We start from the raw sequence: 19,887 nt of genomic DNA, 5'->3' as shown, positions 1-19,887 counted from the left end.
TATAAAGTTAAAGGTAGAAAACGTTTTAAATTATATAGTTTGGAACGATTTTAGCTAGAACAACAGTATGTTTACCCAAATGAAATATTTAAATTTTTTACTTGTATTTTTTCCATTTTTAATGTTTGCACAGGAAACAATTGAAACGGTACAAGATTCTACTAATATTGAATATATTATAATAGAAGGAGACTCTATTCCAAGAGCATCTATAGATTTAGATGAAGTGATGCTATTGCATAAACTAAAGTTTGATAGTAAGCAAGATTGGAGACGTTATATGATTTTAAAACGAAAAACGGTTAAAGTATACCCGTATGCTAAATTAGCCGCAGAGCGTTTAGAGTCTTTAAACGAACGATTAGCTTCTCTAGAAAGTAAGCGTGCTAGAAAAAAGTATGCAAAAAAAATTCAGAAATATATAGAAGGAGAATTTTCTGCCGAATTAAAGAAACTAACGCGTACCGAAGGACAAATTTTGGTAAAATTAATTCATAGACAAACAGGGCAGACCACATTTCAACTCATTAAAACATTAAGAAACGGCTGGAGAGCCTTTTGGTTTAATAGTACAGCAAAACTGTTTAATATTTCATTAAAAAAAGAATTCAATCCAGAAGAAGTTAAAGAAGATTATTTAATAGAAGATATTTTAGAGCGTAATTTTCAAAATGGAGTATTAGTAAGACAAAAACCTGCTGTAAAATTTGATTTTTATGAATTAACCAATAAATGGTTAAAAGAAGATAAAAATAGCGAAGCTGAGCATTAATGAGAGCGCAAACCGAGTTTGAAGAAAAGTTAAATACTATAACACATGGTATTGGTGCTGTTTTAGGTGTTATTGGTTTAATTTTATTAATAATAAAAGATACACATAAAACAGAATGGAGTTTGTTTAGTGTTGTCGTTTATGGACTATCAATAATCATCCTTTTTACAGCTTCTACAGCTTATCACTATGTAAAGAAAACCACACGAAAACATTATTTTAGAGTAATAGACCATATTAGTATATACTTACTTATTGCAGGTACATATACTCCCGTATTATTAATAACATTAGAGCATAGTTTAGGTTGGGAATTATTATACGTAGTATGGGGGATTGCTATTTTTGGCATTATTTTAAAACTCTTTTTTACAGGGAAATTTAATTTATTTTCTACTATACTATATTTAATAATGGGATGGCTTATAGTTTTTGATTTTTCTAGACTTTCTGAGTTAATGCACCCTAACGGTATTATTTTATTAATGGCTGGTGGAGCGGCTTATACTTTGGGTATAATTTTTTATGCCATAGAAAAGAAACTTTATTTCCATGTTATTTGGCATCTTTTTGTTTTAGCAGGCGCTATATGTCATTTTTTTATGATACTATTCTATGTCGTTTAACTAGCTAAACTAGTCTCAGGTTTTATAAACAACATAATGTTATCTTGTAAACGCTGTTTAACAATAGTCATCATACGCTTATTTAAAGCCGAAGAATTTTCTATATATAGTAAATACTCTTCTACCGTAAATTGCCCTATAATCATTCCTTTTATAGAGTTTCTAAACTTAATATCCTTGTTAATCGCGTTAGCAATATATATTAACCCTTTTTCTATACTTAGGTCATAAAAAGTATTTTTATGTTTTCTAATATAGTTTTTAAACACTTCAATTAGTAAATCATTCTGAAGCTTTATAACTGGGCGTAGTGTAATATTTTGGAAACGTTCATCACTACTCATATTATCAGTGATTTTAATAGAAGTAATAATAGGTCTACTGTCTAATAATTGTTGATCTCTTAAAGTCATAATTAATAGTTTTTTGATAATAACAAAGCGTTTGAAACTTATAAGCGTTCAAACATTTACTATATAAAAGTATTAATTAAGTGTATTAAAAATTTTCAATATCAATTTACTTGTTAACCGGCTTATGAACATTTATCTTTATGTTTTTATAGAAATTGTATACCAATGTTTTAGGTTTTAAGAGGACTTATATTATAATTGAGATACAACAACAGATAATTTAATAACTATGAAATTCGGAAGCGTTACAAATCCAGAGCTTATAGATTTTACTTTTCCCAAAGACCATAAAGACACCAAGCGTGTTCTTAATGCAGTTAAAGATGATGCTATACCAGAAATATATGTTGGCTGTGCTAAATGGAATAGGGCAGATTTAAAAGGATTCTATCCTAGAGGCACTAAAGACGAGTTAGTCTATTACTCCTCACAATTTAATTCTATAGAATTAAATGCAACCTTTTATCGTATTTTTCCAGCTGAGCAATTTGCAAAATGGTATGATAAAACCCCTGCAAATTTTAAATTTTTCCCAAAGTTAAATCAAGAAATTAGCCACTGGAAACGTTTGCAAGCAACAGAAGATGTTGTAGAGCATTATTTATACAATGCCTCGAATTTAAAAGAAAAACTAGGTACAATCTTTTTGCAAATGCATAATAATTTTTCGCCTAAAGATTTTAATAGAGTGGTTACTTTTATTGAAAAATGGCCAAAACAAATACCTTTAACAGTAGAGTTTAGGCATACCGATTGGTTTAACGATGCAACAGTTGCCGAAGAGCTATACCAGCTATTAGAAGCAAATAACGTATCTAACACTATTGTAGATACTGCTGGAAGACGCGATATTATGCATATGCGTTTAACTAATGCAACAGCATTTGTACGCTATGTAGGCGCAAACCATGAAAGCGATTATACACGATTAGATGATTGGGTAGAACGATTAAAGGAATGGAAAGCGCAAGGTGTGAAGGAAATTGATTTTTTTATTCATCAAAACATAGAAGTAGAGTCCCCATTATTATCTGCTTATTTTATAAAACAATTAAATGCCAAACTTGGGTATAATCTAACAATTCCCAATGGCGATACTAACGAACAACAAACCTTATTTTAAACACATGAGATTTCATACACGTAAATGGGTAAAACCAGAAGATTTAAACCCAAACGCCTCTTTATTTGGAGGTAAACTATTAGCTTGGATAGATGAAGAAGCTGCATTATATTCTGTGGTACAATTAGAAAATCCACATGTGGTTACTAAGTTTATGACAGAGATCGATTTTAAAAGTTCTGCAAAACAAGGGGATATTATAGAAATAGGAATGGAAGTTGTAAAATTCGGAAATGCATCGTTAACATTACGTTGCGAAGTACGAAACATGATGACACGCGAAACCATTATTACTATAGACAATATTGTTATGGTAAATTTAGATAAAAACGGAAACGTTAAACCACATGGTAAAAACCAAGTAGAATTTATAAAAGATAGACTAGAATAAATTATTAAGCCAAAGACTTTAAATACTTTTTATCAACGTAAAACGTTCCAAAAGGAATTAAAGACGCTACTAAAATTATAGCAAACGTTTTATTATCCCACTTGTAAGTAGAACGCAATACAATAGCTAAAGCAATGTATGCCACAAATAATAGGCCATGTGGCATACCTAATAGTTTTACATATTGAGGATCGTCTGCTAAATATTTTATTGGAGTAGCAATAAACAATAATAAGATGTAAGAAACACCTTCTAAAAAGGCAGTAATTCGGAATATATTAAGCATATTCAGTTTTTAATTTTTAATAATTTTTCTAACCGTTAAGTCTTCGTTGTTTCCAGTGGATAGTTTTGCAAAATATACACCAGAAGCTAAAGCATTTGTTTTAATAGCTGTGTTAGAATTAACAGCTTGCTCTAAAACTAAAGCGCCTGTAATATTATAAATCTTCACATTTAAAGCTGTTTCACTATTGTGTGAAATCGTTAATTCGTTATTAAATGGCACAGGATATACCATAATACTATCTGCCAGAGTAACATTATTAGAAGATAAAGATGTGTCTACATTAAAATAATCTTTTGCTAATTCAAAAGCTTCAACACCAATTTCTGCTCCAATCTGTCTCCCTTTAATATCATCAATAGGAGGGTGGATTCCTCCCCATATACGAGATAAACTTGTTTGGTCGGAAGCATCTCTGTAGGTTGCCCATTGTAGTGTAAAACTTTCCGAAGGGCCATCTTCAAATACTAAAAATTCATTAGCGATAACATCAAAAGTTCCCATTCCTCCTGGGAAGAACGCATCTCCTGTAAGTTGTGTAAGTACTTCTGCTGCTGCTCTAGAAAATGTAGAGTGCCCAGATAAATAGCCAGCAAAAGGAGGGGTTACAAATGTGCCGCGTTGGTAAGACCACCAATGTGTTCCTAAAATCCAATCTACACCAGCAACATCAGTATCTGGGTCTGTAATAAAATCGGGACCTTTCCAAGCCATTATTTTTATTCTTCCAACATTTTCATCATTGGTACCAGCTAGTGGGTCTCCAGTTTCTATAAGTTCAATTTTACCAGGAATTAATGGTAAGCCGTGAGGGTCGAAACTTGGTAAACTACTATCTGTACTTTGGCCTTTACCTGCCATATATCTAATAGCAGATATAGGGCGAATATAATCGTAGTACCCTTTAATTCCCCAAGTAGCTACAGCAGAATCATGCATAGCACCACCTAATGCTAAATACGTTTTAACATCCCATTCTAAATCGCTTAACAAATCGCCAACACCTTCAATTTTTTTTACGGTTTGTGGATGGTCGCTAACATAATTTAATAAAGTAAACCAGTGACCTGGAGGTGTTTCAGAGTCTGGGCCATCTGCCCAAAATTCTGCAAGAACTCTAGCATAATCTGCACGTTTAACCATTTGTGGTACATAAGGCGCATTGGTTACAGGATTTAAAGCATGGCCTGTACTCGCGTCTCCACCATTAGTAAAATCATAAAAAGTTTGGTATTCTGCAAAGGTTTCTGGGTAATCTGCAATATCATAATTACCAATAGAGGCTGGAGATATATCTATTACAGTAGGGTCATTTGGATCCATGTGCGAAGACCAAGATGCAACTAAAGCAAAATGCCATTTATAAGGATCATCGATGCCGTTGCCTGTTGTAGAGTTTTGTATGTAAACAGGTGCTCCTGGATTTTTATAAACGTAACAATCAAAACCATCATTCAATACCTCTAAATCCGTTGGTTTTAAACAAAATGGCGTAACTTCTCCCCATTCTGGACTTAAAAAATCTGGTGTATTTAAAGGAAAAGGATTTCCGCTTTGATCTATAAATACATCAAAAGCTAATGGTTGCCATGCATTAGGATTGTTTAAAGGATTAGTATCTGAATAAATCTCTAATATCAAAGGATCATTAGATGGTGTATAAAACTGATTTGCATAATCGTTAACTTCATTTGAAGCATCTTGCAATCCAAAAGCTATCATTTGTTCTGCCAAATAGTTTCCTAAAGCTGCATAAGAACCTGTAGAATAATCTGTAGATGTAAACATTGTATCGTAGCCTAAGCTTGTAAACAGTGTTTCAAAATCTGCTAAAACAGTTGTGGCACCTGGAGAGTTTTGAAACCTATGGTTTAATAGCCTAAACATTGCGTAACTAATAATTTCATGTCTTGCAACATCATTGTCTGCTGGTTGCGCAATACCATTAAAAGCACAAGTATACCCACCAAAGGTTTTACCTAAAAAAACTGTTTCTGCTGTATCATCAAAAATTGCCCAAGCATCGTACATTACAACACTACTATGAAATAAGTTTCTAGCATGTACAGTTGGTCTAGCATAATCGCTACGAATGGCATCTAATAATTGTTCATTCCATTCTCTAGCTATAGACTGCTGTGCACTAGCTGTAGAAACTACAGCAAAAAGCATCACAAAGAATGCGAGTGTAATTTTTTTCATGTAAGAATTAGTTTTAGTTGGACTGTAAACTTAAGAAAAAACCAAATATTATTTAAGAATAATCTTTATTTACTTTTATGAAACTCATTTAATTATAATAATTATCTTTAAAAAGTTTGGCGAAATATCAAGCGGTCCTAAGGTAGAAGATATATTGGGAACGCCAGTAAAACTTAACAATTTTAAGTCTCTATATTTCGAGGTAACTGCAGAAGATGTTATCCGAATTGGAAAATTAGCATTATCTTATATACTGCAGATGAAAAAGTAAACAATCTAAGGTTTGCAAATGGAATTTTTGGAGGAGGTTCAAGCGGAAATTTATTTCAAACGTTACGCATAGGTAAAGGGGATACTTATGGAGGTTATTCATCTATAAGTACAAGTGTAAGGGCTAATACAGCACTAAAATCTTTAGAAATTATTAAAAATATGGTATCAAACTATGCTTAAGACTTTACCTTTGTAGAAATAACTCAATAAAATTATCAATTTGAGTTTTTTAAGTTATTGTAAAGCGATAAACTATTTTTAGCAGGTTTACCAAACCATTTGGCTATAGTATTCTCAGCGGGTTTAAAACGAGGCGTAAAATCCATATTTTTATATGAGTTTTCTTGTTTACTATGTGTATGCCATTGCCAAATATAAAACCCCTTAAACCAGTCTTTATGCCATAAACTTTCAAAAAGTGCTTGGTAGGCAAGCTGTTGTGTTTTGTCAGACTTCTCTCTAGAAAGACCACTGTAGAGTCTATCCCATTCCCACGGTTTTATAGTTGCAGAAGCTTCACTTTTATAACCTATTTCTGTAAATAAAATAGGTTTGTTGTATTTTTTTGAAAGTTTCTCTAATCCAATAATATGTTTATTCCATCCAATTTTAATTGAATCTAAGGCTGGGTTTTTATGGTCTGTTAAAGGAAAATAAGCTTGTATACCTATATAATCTAGAGCTTCCCAAAACTCACCTAAATCATTATCATCATCCCAATTGGCTGCATAAGTTAACTTCCCAGAATAAATGGTTTTAATATCTTTAATTAATTGTATCCAAGCTTTAGGCTGTTGTTTAATAGATGTCCTTAATTCTGTACCAATGCAAAATAATTCTGTTCCAGAAATTTCAGCTAAAGAAGCATAATGAAGCATGTTTTTTCTGTAAGCTTTAAACCATATATCCCAATCGGCATTTGTTTCAAAGTTTATGTTAGAACGCCAACCATCTCTTAACCAAATATGAGGTTTAAACATAACATGCATCCCTTTTTTATGAACTTCCTTAATAGCGGTTATAAATATAGAGTCATTTTTTCTCCATTGTCCTACAACTTTAGGTGCATTCATTTCTTTTGTTTGTTCATCTTCTTGGTCTATAAAGGGAACCATAGCAACCCATTCTATATTTGTTTTTAATAAATCTTTTATAGTTTGCTCACGGTTATTTCTCCATCCAAAAGCATGAACTCCACGATGCTTGTTATCTACAGCATAGAAATTATTAGAATAATTAGTGTTATTTTCTACAGAATAATCCCATTGGTAATTAAAATTCTCAAAACTATTTTTATTAATGATATAACGGTAGGAAAACGATAACAATAAAACAGGTAACAATAATCTAACAGTAAAGCGCTTTAGCATAATAAAAACGCCCTTTTTTCTATAAATTCTAATAAAATACCGAATAACTAAAAAGAGGGTATAGAATATTATAAACAAAATAAGAAGTGCAATTTGTGCATTCTTTTTAAGAATAAAGTCAGGAAAAAAATCTAAACCATCAGAAAAAGACTCTCCATTACTAATAAATTGATAGATTACAAATAAAAAAGAGAATAACCATGTAAATAGGTAGATTACAATAGCGCTTACAACTTCTTTTTTTAATAACAATTTCATGTTTTAAATATACTATAAATTTATACTAATACACTAGCTTACATTTTTTTCAAAAAACAATCAACTCTAAGGGCTAAACAGTATTTTTGCACTATGTCTAAATCATATCAATTACAACAACAAATATTAAGTAAATTAAATATTAAGGAACTTAATCCTATGCAAGAGGAGGCTTGTCTAGCCATTCCTTCGGTAGATAATATTGTTTTATTATCCCCAACTGGAACAGGGAAAACATTAGCATTTTTATTGCCTGTTATGGGCTTGTTAGATGCTAACTTAAAATCTATACAAGCCATTATTTTAGTGCCATCTAGGGAGTTAGCAATACAAATAGAGCAAGTTATTCGTAAAATGGGAGCTGGGTTTAAAACAAATGCCGTTTATGGAGGTAGACCATTTTCTAAAGATAAAATAGAATTAAATCATGCGCCAGCGATACTTGTAGGAACTCCTGGGCGTATAGCAGATCATTTACGGCGTGAAACTTTTACGACAAATGCTATAAAAACACTAGTATTGGATGAGTTCGATAAATCATTAGAAGTTGGTTTCGAATCTGAAATGAGTGAAATCATCGCATTTTTGCCACAAATAAAAAAACGAATACTAACCTCTGCAACTCAGGATATGGAGATTCCGCGTTTTGTTGGATTAAAAGATGAAATTGTAATTAATTATTTAGGCACAGAAGCGTCTCAATTAAAAATTAAAAAAGTTGTTTCCCCTACTAAAAACAAACTTCAAACTTTGGTAGATTTATTATGTCATATTGGGAATGCACCTGGAATTATATTTTGTAATTTTAAAGATACTATAAGTTATGTTAGTGATTTTTTAGAAGAACATAATATCGCTCATGGTTGTTTTTATGGCGGTATGGAGCAAAAAGATAGAGAGCGCGCTTTAATAAAATTTAGAAATGGTACGCATCAAATTATTATAGCTACCGACTTGGCAGCAAGAGGTCTTGATATTTCAGAATTAAAATATATTATTCATTACCAATTACCATTAAAAGCTCAAGAATTTACTCATAGAAATGGTAGAACTGCACGTATGAATACAGAAGGAACTGCGTATGTGCTACAATGGCAAGAAGAAACTTTGCCAGATTTTATTGAAACAGAAACGGTTGTTAAACTAAACAATAATTTAAGTCCAGAACCTTCAATGTGGACAACTTTATTTATTTCAGGAGGTAGAAAAGATAAAATATCTAAAGGAGATATTGCTGGTCTTTTCTTTAAACAAGGTGGATTAGATAAAAATGAATTAGGTGTTATAGAGCTTAAGCAGGACTGTGCTTTTGTTGCAGTACCAAAACATAAAGTCAATACTGTTATTACTAAAACAAATAATAGCAGATTGAAAAAAAAGAAGGTGAGAGTAAGTGTTATATAATTATATATGGCATGGTATTTGGACTCTTTAAAGTAATTAATACATAAATTTATATTACAATGAGTACAGGAACAGTAAAATTCTTCAATGATGAAAAAGGTTATGGTTTTATCACAGAAGAAGGTTCAAACAAAGACCATTTTGTCCACATTTCGGGATTAATCGATGAAATTAGAGAAGGTGATGCAGTAGAATTCGATTTAACAGAAGGAAAAAAAGGTTTAAATGCAGTAAACGTAAAAGTTATTTAAATAGATATACTTAAACTTTATTACCACAAGGCCCATCATTATTTTGATGGGCTTTTTTTATTCCTGTAATTTCAAATAATAATAGCTATTAATAATTATTAAGAATGTTACCTTTGTTTAAAATAGTATTATGTCACAATCCTTTCTAGATTTAAAACTTTCCGAAAATTTATTAAAAGCGTTAAACGATTTAAAAATTGTAAAACCAACAGAAATACAAGAACATGCTATTAAGCATTTATTATCTAATACCTCAGACTTTGTTGGTATTGCAAAAACTGGAACAGGAAAAACAGCAGCCTTTGGTTTACCCTTATTACAATTAATAGATACTAATAAAACAGCTATTCAAGCAATAGTATTGGCACCAACGCGAGAACTAGGAAAACAAATTTGTAATAATTTAGAGCAGTTTGCTAAGTATAGGCCAGAAGTTTCTATAGCAAGTATATGCGGAGGCGTACCAATTAAGCCACAAATAGAACGTTTAACTAAAACAACACATATAGTAGTTGCAACCCCTGGTCGTTTAATAGATTTAATAAATAGGCAAGCAATAAATATTACAGAAGCGGGGTATTTAGTTTTAGATGAAGCAGATGAGATGATTTCTATTTTAAAGGAAAGTCTGGATCAAATCGTGGAAGTTTTACCAAAAAGTAGGCGAACTATTTTGTTTTCAGCTACTTTACCAGGCGCAATTAAGCAATTAATACAAAATTATTTGTCTAAACATGTAAAACAGGTAACTGTAGACATGGAAACCAAAGGACATCAAGGAATAAATCACCAATATGTTATTGTAGAGCCTATAGAAAAATTAAATGTGCTAATGCATTTTTTAAACTCAAAAACTGGTCAACGTGGTATTATATTTTGTAAAACAAAAGCAGCAGTAAATAAACTTGCAAAAAACTTAGCTATAAATAAATTTTCTTCAGGAGCATTGCACGGTAGTTTAACTCAAGGAATTAGAGATCGTATCATGGAGCAATTTAGAGAAGGTTATATTAATATTTTAGTGGCTACAGATTTAGCGGCAAGGGGAATAGATGTTAAAGACGTTACTTATGTTGTAAATTACCATTTACCAGAATTTTACGAGTCTTACATACATAGAAGCGGTAGAACAGCAAGAGCAGGAGCAAAAGGGTTAGCTTTAACAGTATTACAAAAAGAGGAAGCATTTGAAATTCCAGAATTTGAGGATGAATTAGGAATTACATTTACTAAATACAATAAACCTAATGCACAAAGTATAGAAGAAAATAATGCTGTACTTTGGGCTAGGCAAATATTTAAAACAAAACCAAATCATAATCTTTCCATAGAGTTTAAAGAGAATATTAAGACTGTATTCCATCATTTAACAAAAGATGAATTGATAGAGAAACTATTGGCAAATTATATGCTTCAAAATGCAAAAACACCTTTAGATGATGAAGGAAAAAAGAAGAAAAAGCATAAATAATACTAGAACTTTAGTCTTATAAGGAAAAAATAATCCATCCCTACAATATGTTCCCTCGCAAATTTAAACTTTGTTATATTATATTAACACTCTTTATAAATAGTATTTATTGTCAGAATACAACTATTAAAGAAGACGTGTCTAACAAGAATGCTTTAATAGAGAAACTTAATGCTACATATAATAATGTAAAAAATGCACCAGAAAAAAGTTATAAGATTGCAAAAGAAAGTTTAATTATTGCAGAACAAGAAAATAATCTAGAAGCAAAAATAATAGCAAATAATATATTCTCATCATATTATAATTACCAAGGCGATAAAACAAAAGCACATTATTACTCAGGTCTAGTCTATAATATGCTTGATAAAAAACTTAAGTTTTCAGAGTTTGGGTACGCATTAGCCATGAATTGCGCCATTTATTTTAGGCAAGCAAAAGATTATGATCATGCTATAAAGTTTTATAACGAAGCTTTGCTTATTTATAATAGTTATACCGAAAAATCGACGCATAATAGATTCTTATTAATAAGTGATTTAGCCTATCAATACGCACTAAAAAAGAAAGAAATTTTAGCACTAGATTACTATAATTTAGCACTAGAAGAAGCTAAATGTTTAAATAATACAATTTGGCTGTCGTCTGCTTATAATAATTTAGGATATTACTATTACGCACAGTTAAACTATGAAAAAGCACTTAGTTATTATAATAAAGCAAAAAGTTATATAAATATAGATACTCTAGGAAAATGGAGTGAACTATACTATTTAAATATTTTAGAAAATATAGCACACATATATTTAGAGTATTCTAAACTGTATGATGAAGCAGCTGCAATACAAAAAAAAGTAGCAAAAATAAGACGAAAGTATAACGATGAAAAAGGAGCAATATCTGCGGATATTGAACGCTTAAAAAGTTTAACAATAACTAAAAAGTTTGATGAAGCAAATAAGCTCAAAAAAAATATAGACTCCTATTTTAAAAATAAAGATAGTAATGAAATTATTCAGGATCAAGATGTCGCATTAGCCTATGAAAGATATTTAAAAGCTAAGCTGTTTAATTATGAATATACAAAGGAGTATAATGAGTATTTTAAAGTCTCTAAGACATTATCAAGTTTTTTAAAAAAGCAGTTCGATTATAATAAAATAAAAAATGAAGAAGCTATAGCAAGTTACATTAAGCTTCAAGAAAGTGACTTTAAAAGTAAACTAAAATTAGAGAAAGAACTAACACTAGAAAAAGACGCATCGTATAAAAAAGATAGGTTTTTTTTGTTTTTAATAATATTTATGTTGTGCCTTACTATAACCTCTTTATTTATAATTAATTATGCAATAAAGCAACGTAAAAAGAGAACAGAACAAGATAACTTAATTACAAAATTAACATTAAGAAATACTACTTTAGAAAAGGAAAAACTAAATGATATATTAGAATCTAAAGAAAAGGATATTATTAATGTTGTGGCAGATAATGAAATGAGAACTAAGTTTCTTATTAAACTGTTAAATAAAATAGAAGACGAGAATAAGTTATCGGGCAATACAGATAAGATTGTAAAAGAATTAGCTTTTGATATAAAGTCTCAAATACAAATAGAAGAACGCCTTACCACATTGCAAAGTGATCTTACCAATGCAAATGCCAATTTTGATACACTTTTAGTTGAAAAATACCAACACTTAACAAAAACAGAAAGAGAAATTTGCTCATTTATTAGATTAAATTTTTCTACAAAAGAAATTGCTCAAGTTAGAAACGTAAGTATTGGTGCGATAAAAATGTCTAGGTCAAGAATTAGAAAGAAGATAAATTTGCCCTCAGAAATGGAATTAGATCAATTTATTCAGACTTTATAGTTGTTTTTAATAGGATGTTACCTTTTGTTACCATATATGTTTTGGTGGTTTCTACCTAAGAATATATTTTTGAAGTGTATTGTAAATGTGTTTATATTTTTAATTAAAGTATAAATACCCTCTACAAATTAATGATAGCACATTACGGAATATATATTTAGGATTTAGTTGGTACTAGATATATACAACCATTCTTATCGCTCCCTTAACAAGATAAGAATGGTTTTTTTATGCTTAAAAATAACTAGTTCAATTTATAAACAATCTGTAATTAAGTTGAATTGTATTCAATGTAATTTTAATACATTTGATTAGAATTATAACAATTGCATTAATGAAATTAATAGATGAGATTATAAAAGAGTTTGCTTCATTTGTATGGGGACTACCATTATTAACATTGCTTATTGGAGGTGGGCTGTTTTTAATAATCCGTTCTAAATTTTTACCATTTCGTTATTTAGGTCACGCCATACAAGTGCTTAGAGGAAAATATGATAACCCTAATGATCCTGGAGAAATTAGTCATTTTCAAGCTTTAACAACAGCATTATCATCTACTATAGGTATGGGTAATATTGCAGGAGTAGCAGTCGCTATTTCTATAGGAGGGCCTGGAGCAGTATTCTGGATGTGGATTAGTGCCATTATAGGGATGTCTACTAAGTTTTTTACCTCTTCTTTAGCCGTTATGTATAGAGGAAAAGATAGTAGAGGAGAAGTACAAGGTGGGCCAATGTATTTTATAATGGAAGGTTTAGGTAAGCAATGGAAACCTTTAGCACTATTTTTTAGTGTTTGTGGTCTTGTAGGCGCTTTACCTGTTTTTAATGTAAACCAGTTAACAGAAGCTGTAAATGCAATACTATTACAACCCAATGGTATTAAAACAGGAGATACTAGTAATTTAATTATTGGTATTATTTTAGTAATAATAACCTCTATAGTAATACTAGGAGGTTTAAATAGAATTAGTAAAGTCGCATCAAAGCTAGTGCCAGCAATGGTTGGCTTATATTTTGTATTAATTTTAATAATATTAGGATTGCATATAGATGTTGTTCCAAAGTATTTTGGACTCATTTTTACAGATGCTTTTGCAGCAAATAATTATACAGGGGACTCTTTTTTTGGGGGAGTTTTAGGCGGATTAATTCTATTAGGTATTCGTAGAGGCGCTTTTTCTAATGAAGCAGGAATAGGGACAGCACCCATGGCACATGGCGCAGCAAAAACAGCCGAACCAATTAGAGAAGGGTTGGTTGCAATGCTTGGCCCTGCAATAGATACGCTAATTGTATGCACACTAACAGCACTAGCTATTTTAGTAACAGGTGTTTGGCAAACTAGTGGAGCCAATGGCGTTACACTAACTGCAGCAGCCTTTGGTAATGCAATACCTGGTTTTGGTAAATATTTGTTATTAGTATGTATTGTAGTTTTTAGTGTTTCATCATTGTTTTCATTTTCCTATTACGGAACAAAATGCATGTCTTTTTTATTAGGAGCCAATAAACAACATTACTATAACTATATATACATACTAAGTATAATTGTAGGGGCCACAACGTCTTTAGATATGATGATAAACTTAATAGATGGTTTCTTTGCATTAATGGCAATACCAACTATGTTTACAACAATAGCACTATCGTCTAAAGTTCTTGTTGAAGCTAAAAGTTATTTTAAGCGATTAAAAATTTAAGTATTTTTAATTGTTAAATAGTTTTCTAGTAATACTAGAAAATAAGTGTAAAGCATGTTGTTATTTAACAGCAATCATACTAATCTCAACATTTACAAACTTTGGCAAGTTAGCAACCTCTACAGTCTCGCGAGCAGGAGCAGTTGCTTCATCAAAATAACTACCGTACACTTCGTTTATTTCGGCAAAGTTATTCATGTCACTAATAAATATTGATGTTTTTATAACATTTTCAAAAGTCATATCAGCGGCTTCTAATACGGCTTTCATATTCTCCATAACCTGTTTAGTTTCTGTAGGAATAGAATCTAGAATTAGCTCACCAGTTTCTGGATGTAATGCAATTTGCCCAGAAGTATAAAGCGTGTTTCCGCTTAACACTGCTTGATTATATGGGCCAATAGGTGCAGGAGCTTTAGATGTTGTTATAATTTTTTTCATAATGATATTAAAAATTTGTGATGAATACTATAAACGTTGATCTGGTCTTCTACGTTTTTCGTATTTAATATCTTTTAAAATGTTTGATTTAATACCTATAAAGAAATTCCAAGAACTTCTATTACTAAAAGGAATCCAACTAAAATTCATTCTCCAACTTAATAAATCTCTGGAAAAACGTAATTGAGTATATGTGAAGCCTTGATTTTTAAAATCGTAACCAGAAGAAGCACCAACAGACCATCTCGGTGAAATATCTAAATCTCCTGAAAACATTAAAGAATGCGAAGATATTTCTTGTTGTCTCCTTGCATTAGAGTAATTTAGAGCATAAGCTAAACGTAAACTCCATGGAATACCATAATTATAGAGTTTACCTATAGTTTCTTCTTCGTCATCATCATCTTCTTCATTATATCGCTGATCTGCAAAATCTTGAGACCTACCAAATAAATCATCGTCTCGACCACCACTTTGTAGTGTTTCGTTTCTACTCGCTTTACTCGTTTTACTGTCTTTAGCGCCTTTACTTTTTAAACTGTAACCAATAGTAAGGTTAGCACTTGTCATTCTAAATAAGCTGCCACCATTATTAATGTTAAACTTCTCTATTTTATTATTATTACTATCCAGTGCATACGGATCTAGAGTAGCACCAAAATTAATATTCATTTTATTGTTAAATAATTGTGTTCCCCCAGACATACGTACAGGACTCCAACGTAAAGAGTCTCCAGCCAAATTATAAGATGTAGAGAAATTTAAATTATTTAATAATATTATTTTTTTGGCCTCAGTTTTGGTGGTGTCTCTATCTCTAACTTTTGCTTCAATATTATTAGAAACATTAATACCAATAGAACTTGAATAGGTTCTATTAGGAGAGCCAAATAAACTCCCTTCAAAGCGAGAATATTCAACATTTACAGGGTCTCCATTTATATCCGTTTCCACATAAGTATCATAATACCTATCAAAAGCAGGGTTTATATTATAACTTATAGCAGGTCTAATAACGTGACGTATAGCTTTAATTTTTTTATCTTGCCCTTCTTTTTCAAGCGGAAACATTCCGTAAATAGTAGTACCAACACTAGTAGAAAAATTATAGGTTCTAAACGAGTCAAACCCATTAAGCTCTTCTGTAACTCTTTCTTCTCTTACATCGTCATAAAATCTATTAATAGTGTTTAAAGTCCAAGTTTCCTCATAATTTGCTGTAGCACTAAAACTAAAATATTGTAGTACTTTAAAGTTTGTAGATAATGGAATAGAATGGCGCATACCTACTTTTGCATCATCAAACATTTCTTTCTTAAAGAATAAAGAATCGGTTGTTGTAATTCTATTTTCACCTCTAACATTATATTGTAAGTTAATATTTTGAATTAATCCTTTTTTGCTACCTACTTTTGGCGCAAAAGGGAATATTCTACCAACACTAGCTTGAAGTGTAGGCAATGTTAGGTTAATAGATTCTGTTTGTGTGTTTTGCGAATGCGTAGCTGTTAAACTCATATTTACCTGAGGTTCTCCCTGAAAGGTTTTTGAATATGAAACAGAAGACGATAATGTGTTGTTTAAGAAACTTGCAGTATTAACTTGATTATTTGATTGTTGATAGTAATTACTACTTCCTAAGTTTACAGAAGCAGAAAACCTAGAATTGGGGTTTGCTTTAGCATCTTGACTATGAGCCCAACGTAAGTTATATATTGTATTCTTTGAATAATCTGGAAATCCACGTTCGCTATTTATAAGATTTTCATATCTAAAAGCAAAATTCCCGTTAAATCTATAGCGTTTGGCATATCTATTTTCTATTCTAAGCCCATAACTTCCATTAGTATAATAATCTCCAAGTATGGCCAAATCTACATACTCGCTTATAGGAAAATAGTACCCACCATTTTGTAGAAAATACCCTCTATCGTTTTGCTCTCCAAAACTAGGGAAGATAACACCAGCAGTTCGCTTTTTACTTAAAGGAAAAAAGGCAAAAGGTAAACCAATAGGAGTAGGTACATCGTAAATAAATAAGTTAGTTAACCCAGTAACGACTTTTTTATCTGGAACAATTTTAGCTTTTCGTAACAAGAAATAGTATTCAGGATCCTCTAAATCTTTAGCAGTAGTAAACTTTCCTCTGTTTATAAAGTATACAGAGTCGTTTTCTTTTTTAGTTAACTCCGCTATAATAGTACCACCATTTTGTTCTGTTCTAGAGTTCCAAATTAAAGCTTTTCTAGTATCAAAATTAAACCTAATAGAATCGGGTTCAACAACAGATTGCCCTTGTTTAAAAACTGGAAGTTGCGAGTATACTCCTGCAGAATCTTTTAATCGTCCGGCATAGACTTCATTTTTACTGTAATCTATAACAATAATACCCGCCTTAATTTCCATGTCTTTATAAAAAACTTCGGCTTCATTATATAAATACATTTTTTGTTCTTTCCTGTTAAAGGAAGTATAGTCTTTAGCATTGTAAGTAATAATACCTTCTAATAATTCCTTTTTAGGTTTTACAGAGTCTGTTACAGTACTATCGCTTTTTTTTTCGTTAAGAACAAGGTCTTGAATACTAACCTGAGTTAAAGAGTCGTTTTCTTTAATGGTCTCTTCTTTTACTTGAACAGGAGGTATTTCTCCTCCTTTAGTTTCGCCACCATCAACTTGTGCATAACTAAAAGTGTTGATAAACACTGTAAAACTTAAGGCTAAAAGTATATAAAATCTATTTGTGTGCAATGCTTTTAAATGTATTTTTGCTAAAGTATGGCTCGGTTTTTGAATTGCCAAAATTAAATATATTTTTTATGATTAATTTATTATTCGTAAAAAAATAAGAAATAATAATAATTGCTTAAAATTTGTTTATAATATCTATGCTAACGTATATAAAAACCTTTTTCGTATCCTTTATAATACTATTAACATTTACGGCTACTACAACAATAACAGCACAATCCAATAATGAGAAATTTGTGGTGGTGTTAGACGCTGGACATGGAGGACATGATCCTGGAAAACCATCAAAATATGGTTACAAGGAAAAGGACATTGCTTTAAAAATTGTTTTAGCAGTAGGGAAAGCATTATCTAAGCATCCAAATATAAAAGTAGTCTATACAAGAAAAACAGATGTATTTGTAGATTTATTTGTTAGAGGTAAAATAGCTAATAAAGCAAATGCCGATTTATTTGTTTCCGTTCATTGCAATGCTCACCATACACAAGCTTATGGTTCTGAGACTTACGTATTAGGAGTGCATAGAAATAAAACAAACTTTAACGTTGCAAAAGCAGAAAACGAAGTAATTTTTTTAGAGAAAGATTATAAGAAAAATTATGAAGGTTACGACCCCAATTCTCCAGAATCCTTTATAGGTTTAACCCTAATGCAAGAAGAGTATTTAGACCAAAGCATTCAATTAGCTAAAAACATTCAGGATAATTTTACAAAAAAATTAAAACGAAAAAACAGAGGCGTAAAGCAAGCAGGTTTTATTGTACTACACCAAACGGTAATGCCAAGTGTACTTGTAGAAACAGGATTTATAACTAATACTAAAGAAGGGAAGTACCTAAACTCTAAAAAAGGACAATTAGAATTAGCATCGGCAATAGAAAAAGCCATTATTAAATATAAAAAAGGAGTAGACGATAATACAGGAACTTTCGATTATGATAGCGAGAGTACCGCAATTGAAGCAGCATCTTCTAAAGAAAAAGTATATAAAAACATTGTTTTTAAAGTACAACTAGCAGCAAGTTCAAAAAAACTAGAACCTAAATCGTACAATTTTAAAGGTTTAAAAAACGTATCTAGAGAAAAACAAGGCGGCTTCTATAAATACTATTATGGCTATACATCAGACTATATTAAAGCCCAAAAATTACAATCTACAGCCAAGAAAAAGGGATATAAAGATTGTTACTTAGTTGCTTTTAAGAATGGAAAACGTATAAGTTTAGAAAAAGCTCTAAAACAAGACGCTAATTAGAGCCATTCTTAGTAAATTATTTTTATTTTTGTTGTTTAATCAAACCCTAATACACATTGAGAATTTCTAGAGAAGTAAAAGCAGCGATATTAGTAATATTAGGAATAGTCTTTTTTATCTTCGGTTTTAATTATTTAAAAGGGAAAAATTTATTTGAATCCTCAAATGTATTCTACACAGAATTCGATTACAATGGTCTTACAGAAGCATCTGTAGTTACAATTAAAGGGAATAATATAGGTAAAGTCACAGAAATTATATACGATTTTAAAACAGGAAAAACCCGAGTATCATTTATTGTAGACGAGCAACTAAAGTTTTCAAAAAATAGTAAAATACGAATGTATGAGCTAGGTGTAATGGGTGGAAATGGTTTGGCTATAATAGATGCAGAAGACAATGTAATTGCAGAAAGCGGAGATTTTATAACATCGGAAGTTGAAGAAGGATTAGTAAAAAACCTTTCTAGCAATTTTTCAGATTTAAGCGCAGGACTAGATACAACATTAAAATCTGCAGATACGCTTTTAGTAAACTTAAACAATATACTAGTAGATGATTCTGAAAAAGGGTTAAAAACAACTATAGCAGAATTAAATGAGACATTAAGATCTTTTAAATCCTTATCAAACTCATTTAAATCTGTAGTAACAAAAAATAAAGATAGTTTAACAGCTACCATAAACAACTTTAATGCAGTAAGTAAAAATCTTGCAGTATTATCTAATGATTTAAAGGATGTAGAACTATCTAAAACTGTTGATAATTTAGATAAAACATTGACAAGTGTAAATAATGTATTGGCAAATATTGAAAAAGGAGAAGGCTCATTAGGAAAATTAATGAAAGACGAAAAGTTATATAATAACTTAGAAGTAGCTTCTGGCCAATTAAAAGAATTATTACAAGACTTTAAGTTAAATCCAAAACGTTACATTAATGTCTCTGTATTTGGAAGAAAAGATAAAAAAGGATACGTTAAACCTGAAGACGAAAGAGAGTAAACCAACCTAATTAACT

Annotated in this window: 17 protein-coding genes; 11 read left to right on the top strand and 6 right to left on the bottom strand. The window is 30.8% G+C overall.

Annotation, left to right across the window (positions count from 1 at the left end):
* The first annotated feature begins 79 nt into the window (after positions 1-79).
* Together ACVC08_RS15725 and trhA are read left to right on the top strand one after the other, a co-directional pair.
* Entirely contained in the window at positions 80-772 is a 693-nt protein-coding gene (locus ACVC08_RS15725) for a DUF4294 domain-containing protein (RefSeq protein WP_452596901.1), read from the top strand.
* Complete coding sequence (gene trhA / locus ACVC08_RS15720; protein ID WP_452602749.1) at positions 772-1,398, top strand: PAQR family membrane homeostasis protein TrhA; 627 nt, start codon at positions 772-774, stop codon at positions 1,396-1,398. The genes ACVC08_RS15725 and trhA overlap by 1 nt, the downstream gene beginning before the upstream one ends.
* On the opposite strand, the gene ACVC08_RS15715 is transcribed toward trhA, so the two are convergent.
* Positions 1,395-1,811, bottom strand: a complete 417-nt coding sequence (locus ACVC08_RS15715) for a glyoxalase (RefSeq protein ID WP_452602748.1) — start codon at positions 1,809-1,811, stop codon at positions 1,395-1,397. The two genes, trhA and ACVC08_RS15715, sit on opposite strands and share 4 nt — an antisense overlap.
* Positions 1,812-2,040: 229 nt before the next feature.
* On the opposite strand from ACVC08_RS15715, the gene ACVC08_RS15710 reads away from it, so the two are divergent.
* Positions 2,041-2,934 carry a DUF72 domain-containing protein gene (locus tag ACVC08_RS15710; protein WP_452602747.1) on the top strand — a complete coding sequence of 298 codons (894 nt, stop codon included), beginning with the start codon at positions 2,041-2,043 and terminating at the stop codon, positions 2,932-2,934.
* Positions 2,935-2,938: 4 nt separating this feature from the next.
* Positions 2,939-3,325 (top strand): acyl-CoA thioesterase, encoded by a 387-nt coding sequence (locus ACVC08_RS15705; RefSeq protein ID WP_452602746.1) that lies wholly within the window; start codon positions 2,939-2,941, stop codon positions 3,323-3,325.
* A 4-nt stretch (positions 3,326-3,329) separates the two neighbouring features.
* Here the strand turns inward: ACVC08_RS15705 and ACVC08_RS15700 are convergent, their stop codons facing one another.
* From ACVC08_RS15700 to ACVC08_RS15690, 3 genes are all read right to left on the bottom strand, one after another.
* On the bottom strand, positions 3,330-3,611 hold the full coding sequence (locus ACVC08_RS15700; protein ID WP_452596896.1) for a DUF3817 domain-containing protein: 282 nt from the start codon (positions 3,609-3,611) through the stop codon (positions 3,330-3,332).
* 9 nt (positions 3,612-3,620) lie between these two features.
* On the bottom strand, positions 3,621-5,813 hold the full coding sequence (locus ACVC08_RS15695; protein WP_452602745.1) for a T9SS type A sorting domain-containing protein: 2,193 nt from the start codon (positions 5,811-5,813) through the stop codon (positions 3,621-3,623).
* A 488-nt stretch (positions 5,814-6,301) separates the two neighbouring features.
* Positions 6,302-7,714 (bottom strand): glycoside hydrolase family 113, encoded by a 1,413-nt coding sequence (locus tag ACVC08_RS15690; protein WP_452602744.1) that lies wholly within the window; start codon positions 7,712-7,714, stop codon positions 6,302-6,304.
* Between the two features lie 93 nt (positions 7,715-7,807).
* Here ACVC08_RS15690 and ACVC08_RS15685 point away from each other — a divergent pair, with 93 nt between their 5' ends.
* The 5 genes from ACVC08_RS15685 to ACVC08_RS15665 all read left to right on the top strand — a co-directional run bounded on the left by ACVC08_RS15685 (position 7,808) and on the right by ACVC08_RS15665 (position 14,419).
* Positions 7,808-9,118 carry a DEAD/DEAH box helicase gene (locus ACVC08_RS15685; protein WP_452602743.1) on the top strand — a complete coding sequence of 437 codons (1,311 nt, stop codon included), beginning with the start codon at positions 7,808-7,810 and terminating at the stop codon, positions 9,116-9,118.
* Between the two features lie 59 nt (positions 9,119-9,177).
* On the top strand, positions 9,178-9,369 hold the full coding sequence (locus ACVC08_RS15680) for a cold-shock protein (RefSeq protein ID WP_452597183.1): 192 nt from the start codon (positions 9,178-9,180) through the stop codon (positions 9,367-9,369).
* 130 nt (positions 9,370-9,499) lie between these two features.
* Positions 9,500-10,840, top strand: coding sequence for a DEAD/DEAH box helicase (locus ACVC08_RS15675; protein ID WP_452602742.1), 1,341 nt, complete (start codon positions 9,500-9,502; stop codon positions 10,838-10,840).
* Between the two features lie 137 nt (positions 10,841-10,977).
* Entirely contained in the window at positions 10,978-12,714 is a 1,737-nt protein-coding gene (locus ACVC08_RS15670; RefSeq protein ID WP_452602741.1) for a LuxR C-terminal-related transcriptional regulator, read from the top strand.
* A 334-nt stretch (positions 12,715-13,048) separates the two neighbouring features.
* Positions 13,049-14,419, top strand: a complete 1,371-nt coding sequence (locus tag ACVC08_RS15665) for an alanine/glycine:cation symporter family protein (RefSeq protein ID WP_452602740.1) — start codon at positions 13,049-13,051, stop codon at positions 14,417-14,419.
* Positions 14,420-14,479: 60 nt separating this feature from the next.
* Here ACVC08_RS15665 and ACVC08_RS15660 read toward each other — a convergent pair whose 3' ends face one another.
* Together ACVC08_RS15660 and ACVC08_RS15655 are read right to left on the bottom strand one after the other, a co-directional pair.
* A complete protein-coding gene (locus ACVC08_RS15660; protein WP_452602739.1) occupies positions 14,480-14,860 on the bottom strand; it encodes a RidA family protein in 381 nt (126 codons plus the stop codon).
* A gap of 27 nt (positions 14,861-14,887) precedes the next feature.
* Complete coding sequence (locus ACVC08_RS15655) at positions 14,888-17,662, bottom strand: putative LPS assembly protein LptD (protein WP_452602738.1); 2,775 nt, start codon at positions 17,660-17,662, stop codon at positions 14,888-14,890.
* 86 nt (positions 17,663-17,748) lie between these two features.
* Between ACVC08_RS15655 and ACVC08_RS15650 the strand changes: the two genes are divergently transcribed.
* A complete protein-coding gene (locus tag ACVC08_RS15650) occupies positions 17,749-18,867 on the top strand; it encodes an N-acetylmuramoyl-L-alanine amidase family protein (RefSeq protein ID WP_452598736.1) in 1,119 nt (372 codons plus the stop codon).
* 56 nt (positions 18,868-18,923) lie between these two features.
* Entirely contained in the window at positions 18,924-19,871 is a 948-nt protein-coding gene (locus ACVC08_RS15645; protein ID WP_452602737.1) for an MlaD family protein, read from the top strand.
* The last annotated feature ends 16 nt before the right edge of the window (positions 19,872-19,887 follow it).

It is taken from the genome of Pontimicrobium sp. MEBiC06410, assembly GCF_053601615.1.
This window is presented reverse-complemented; position numbering and strand designations above follow the sequence as displayed.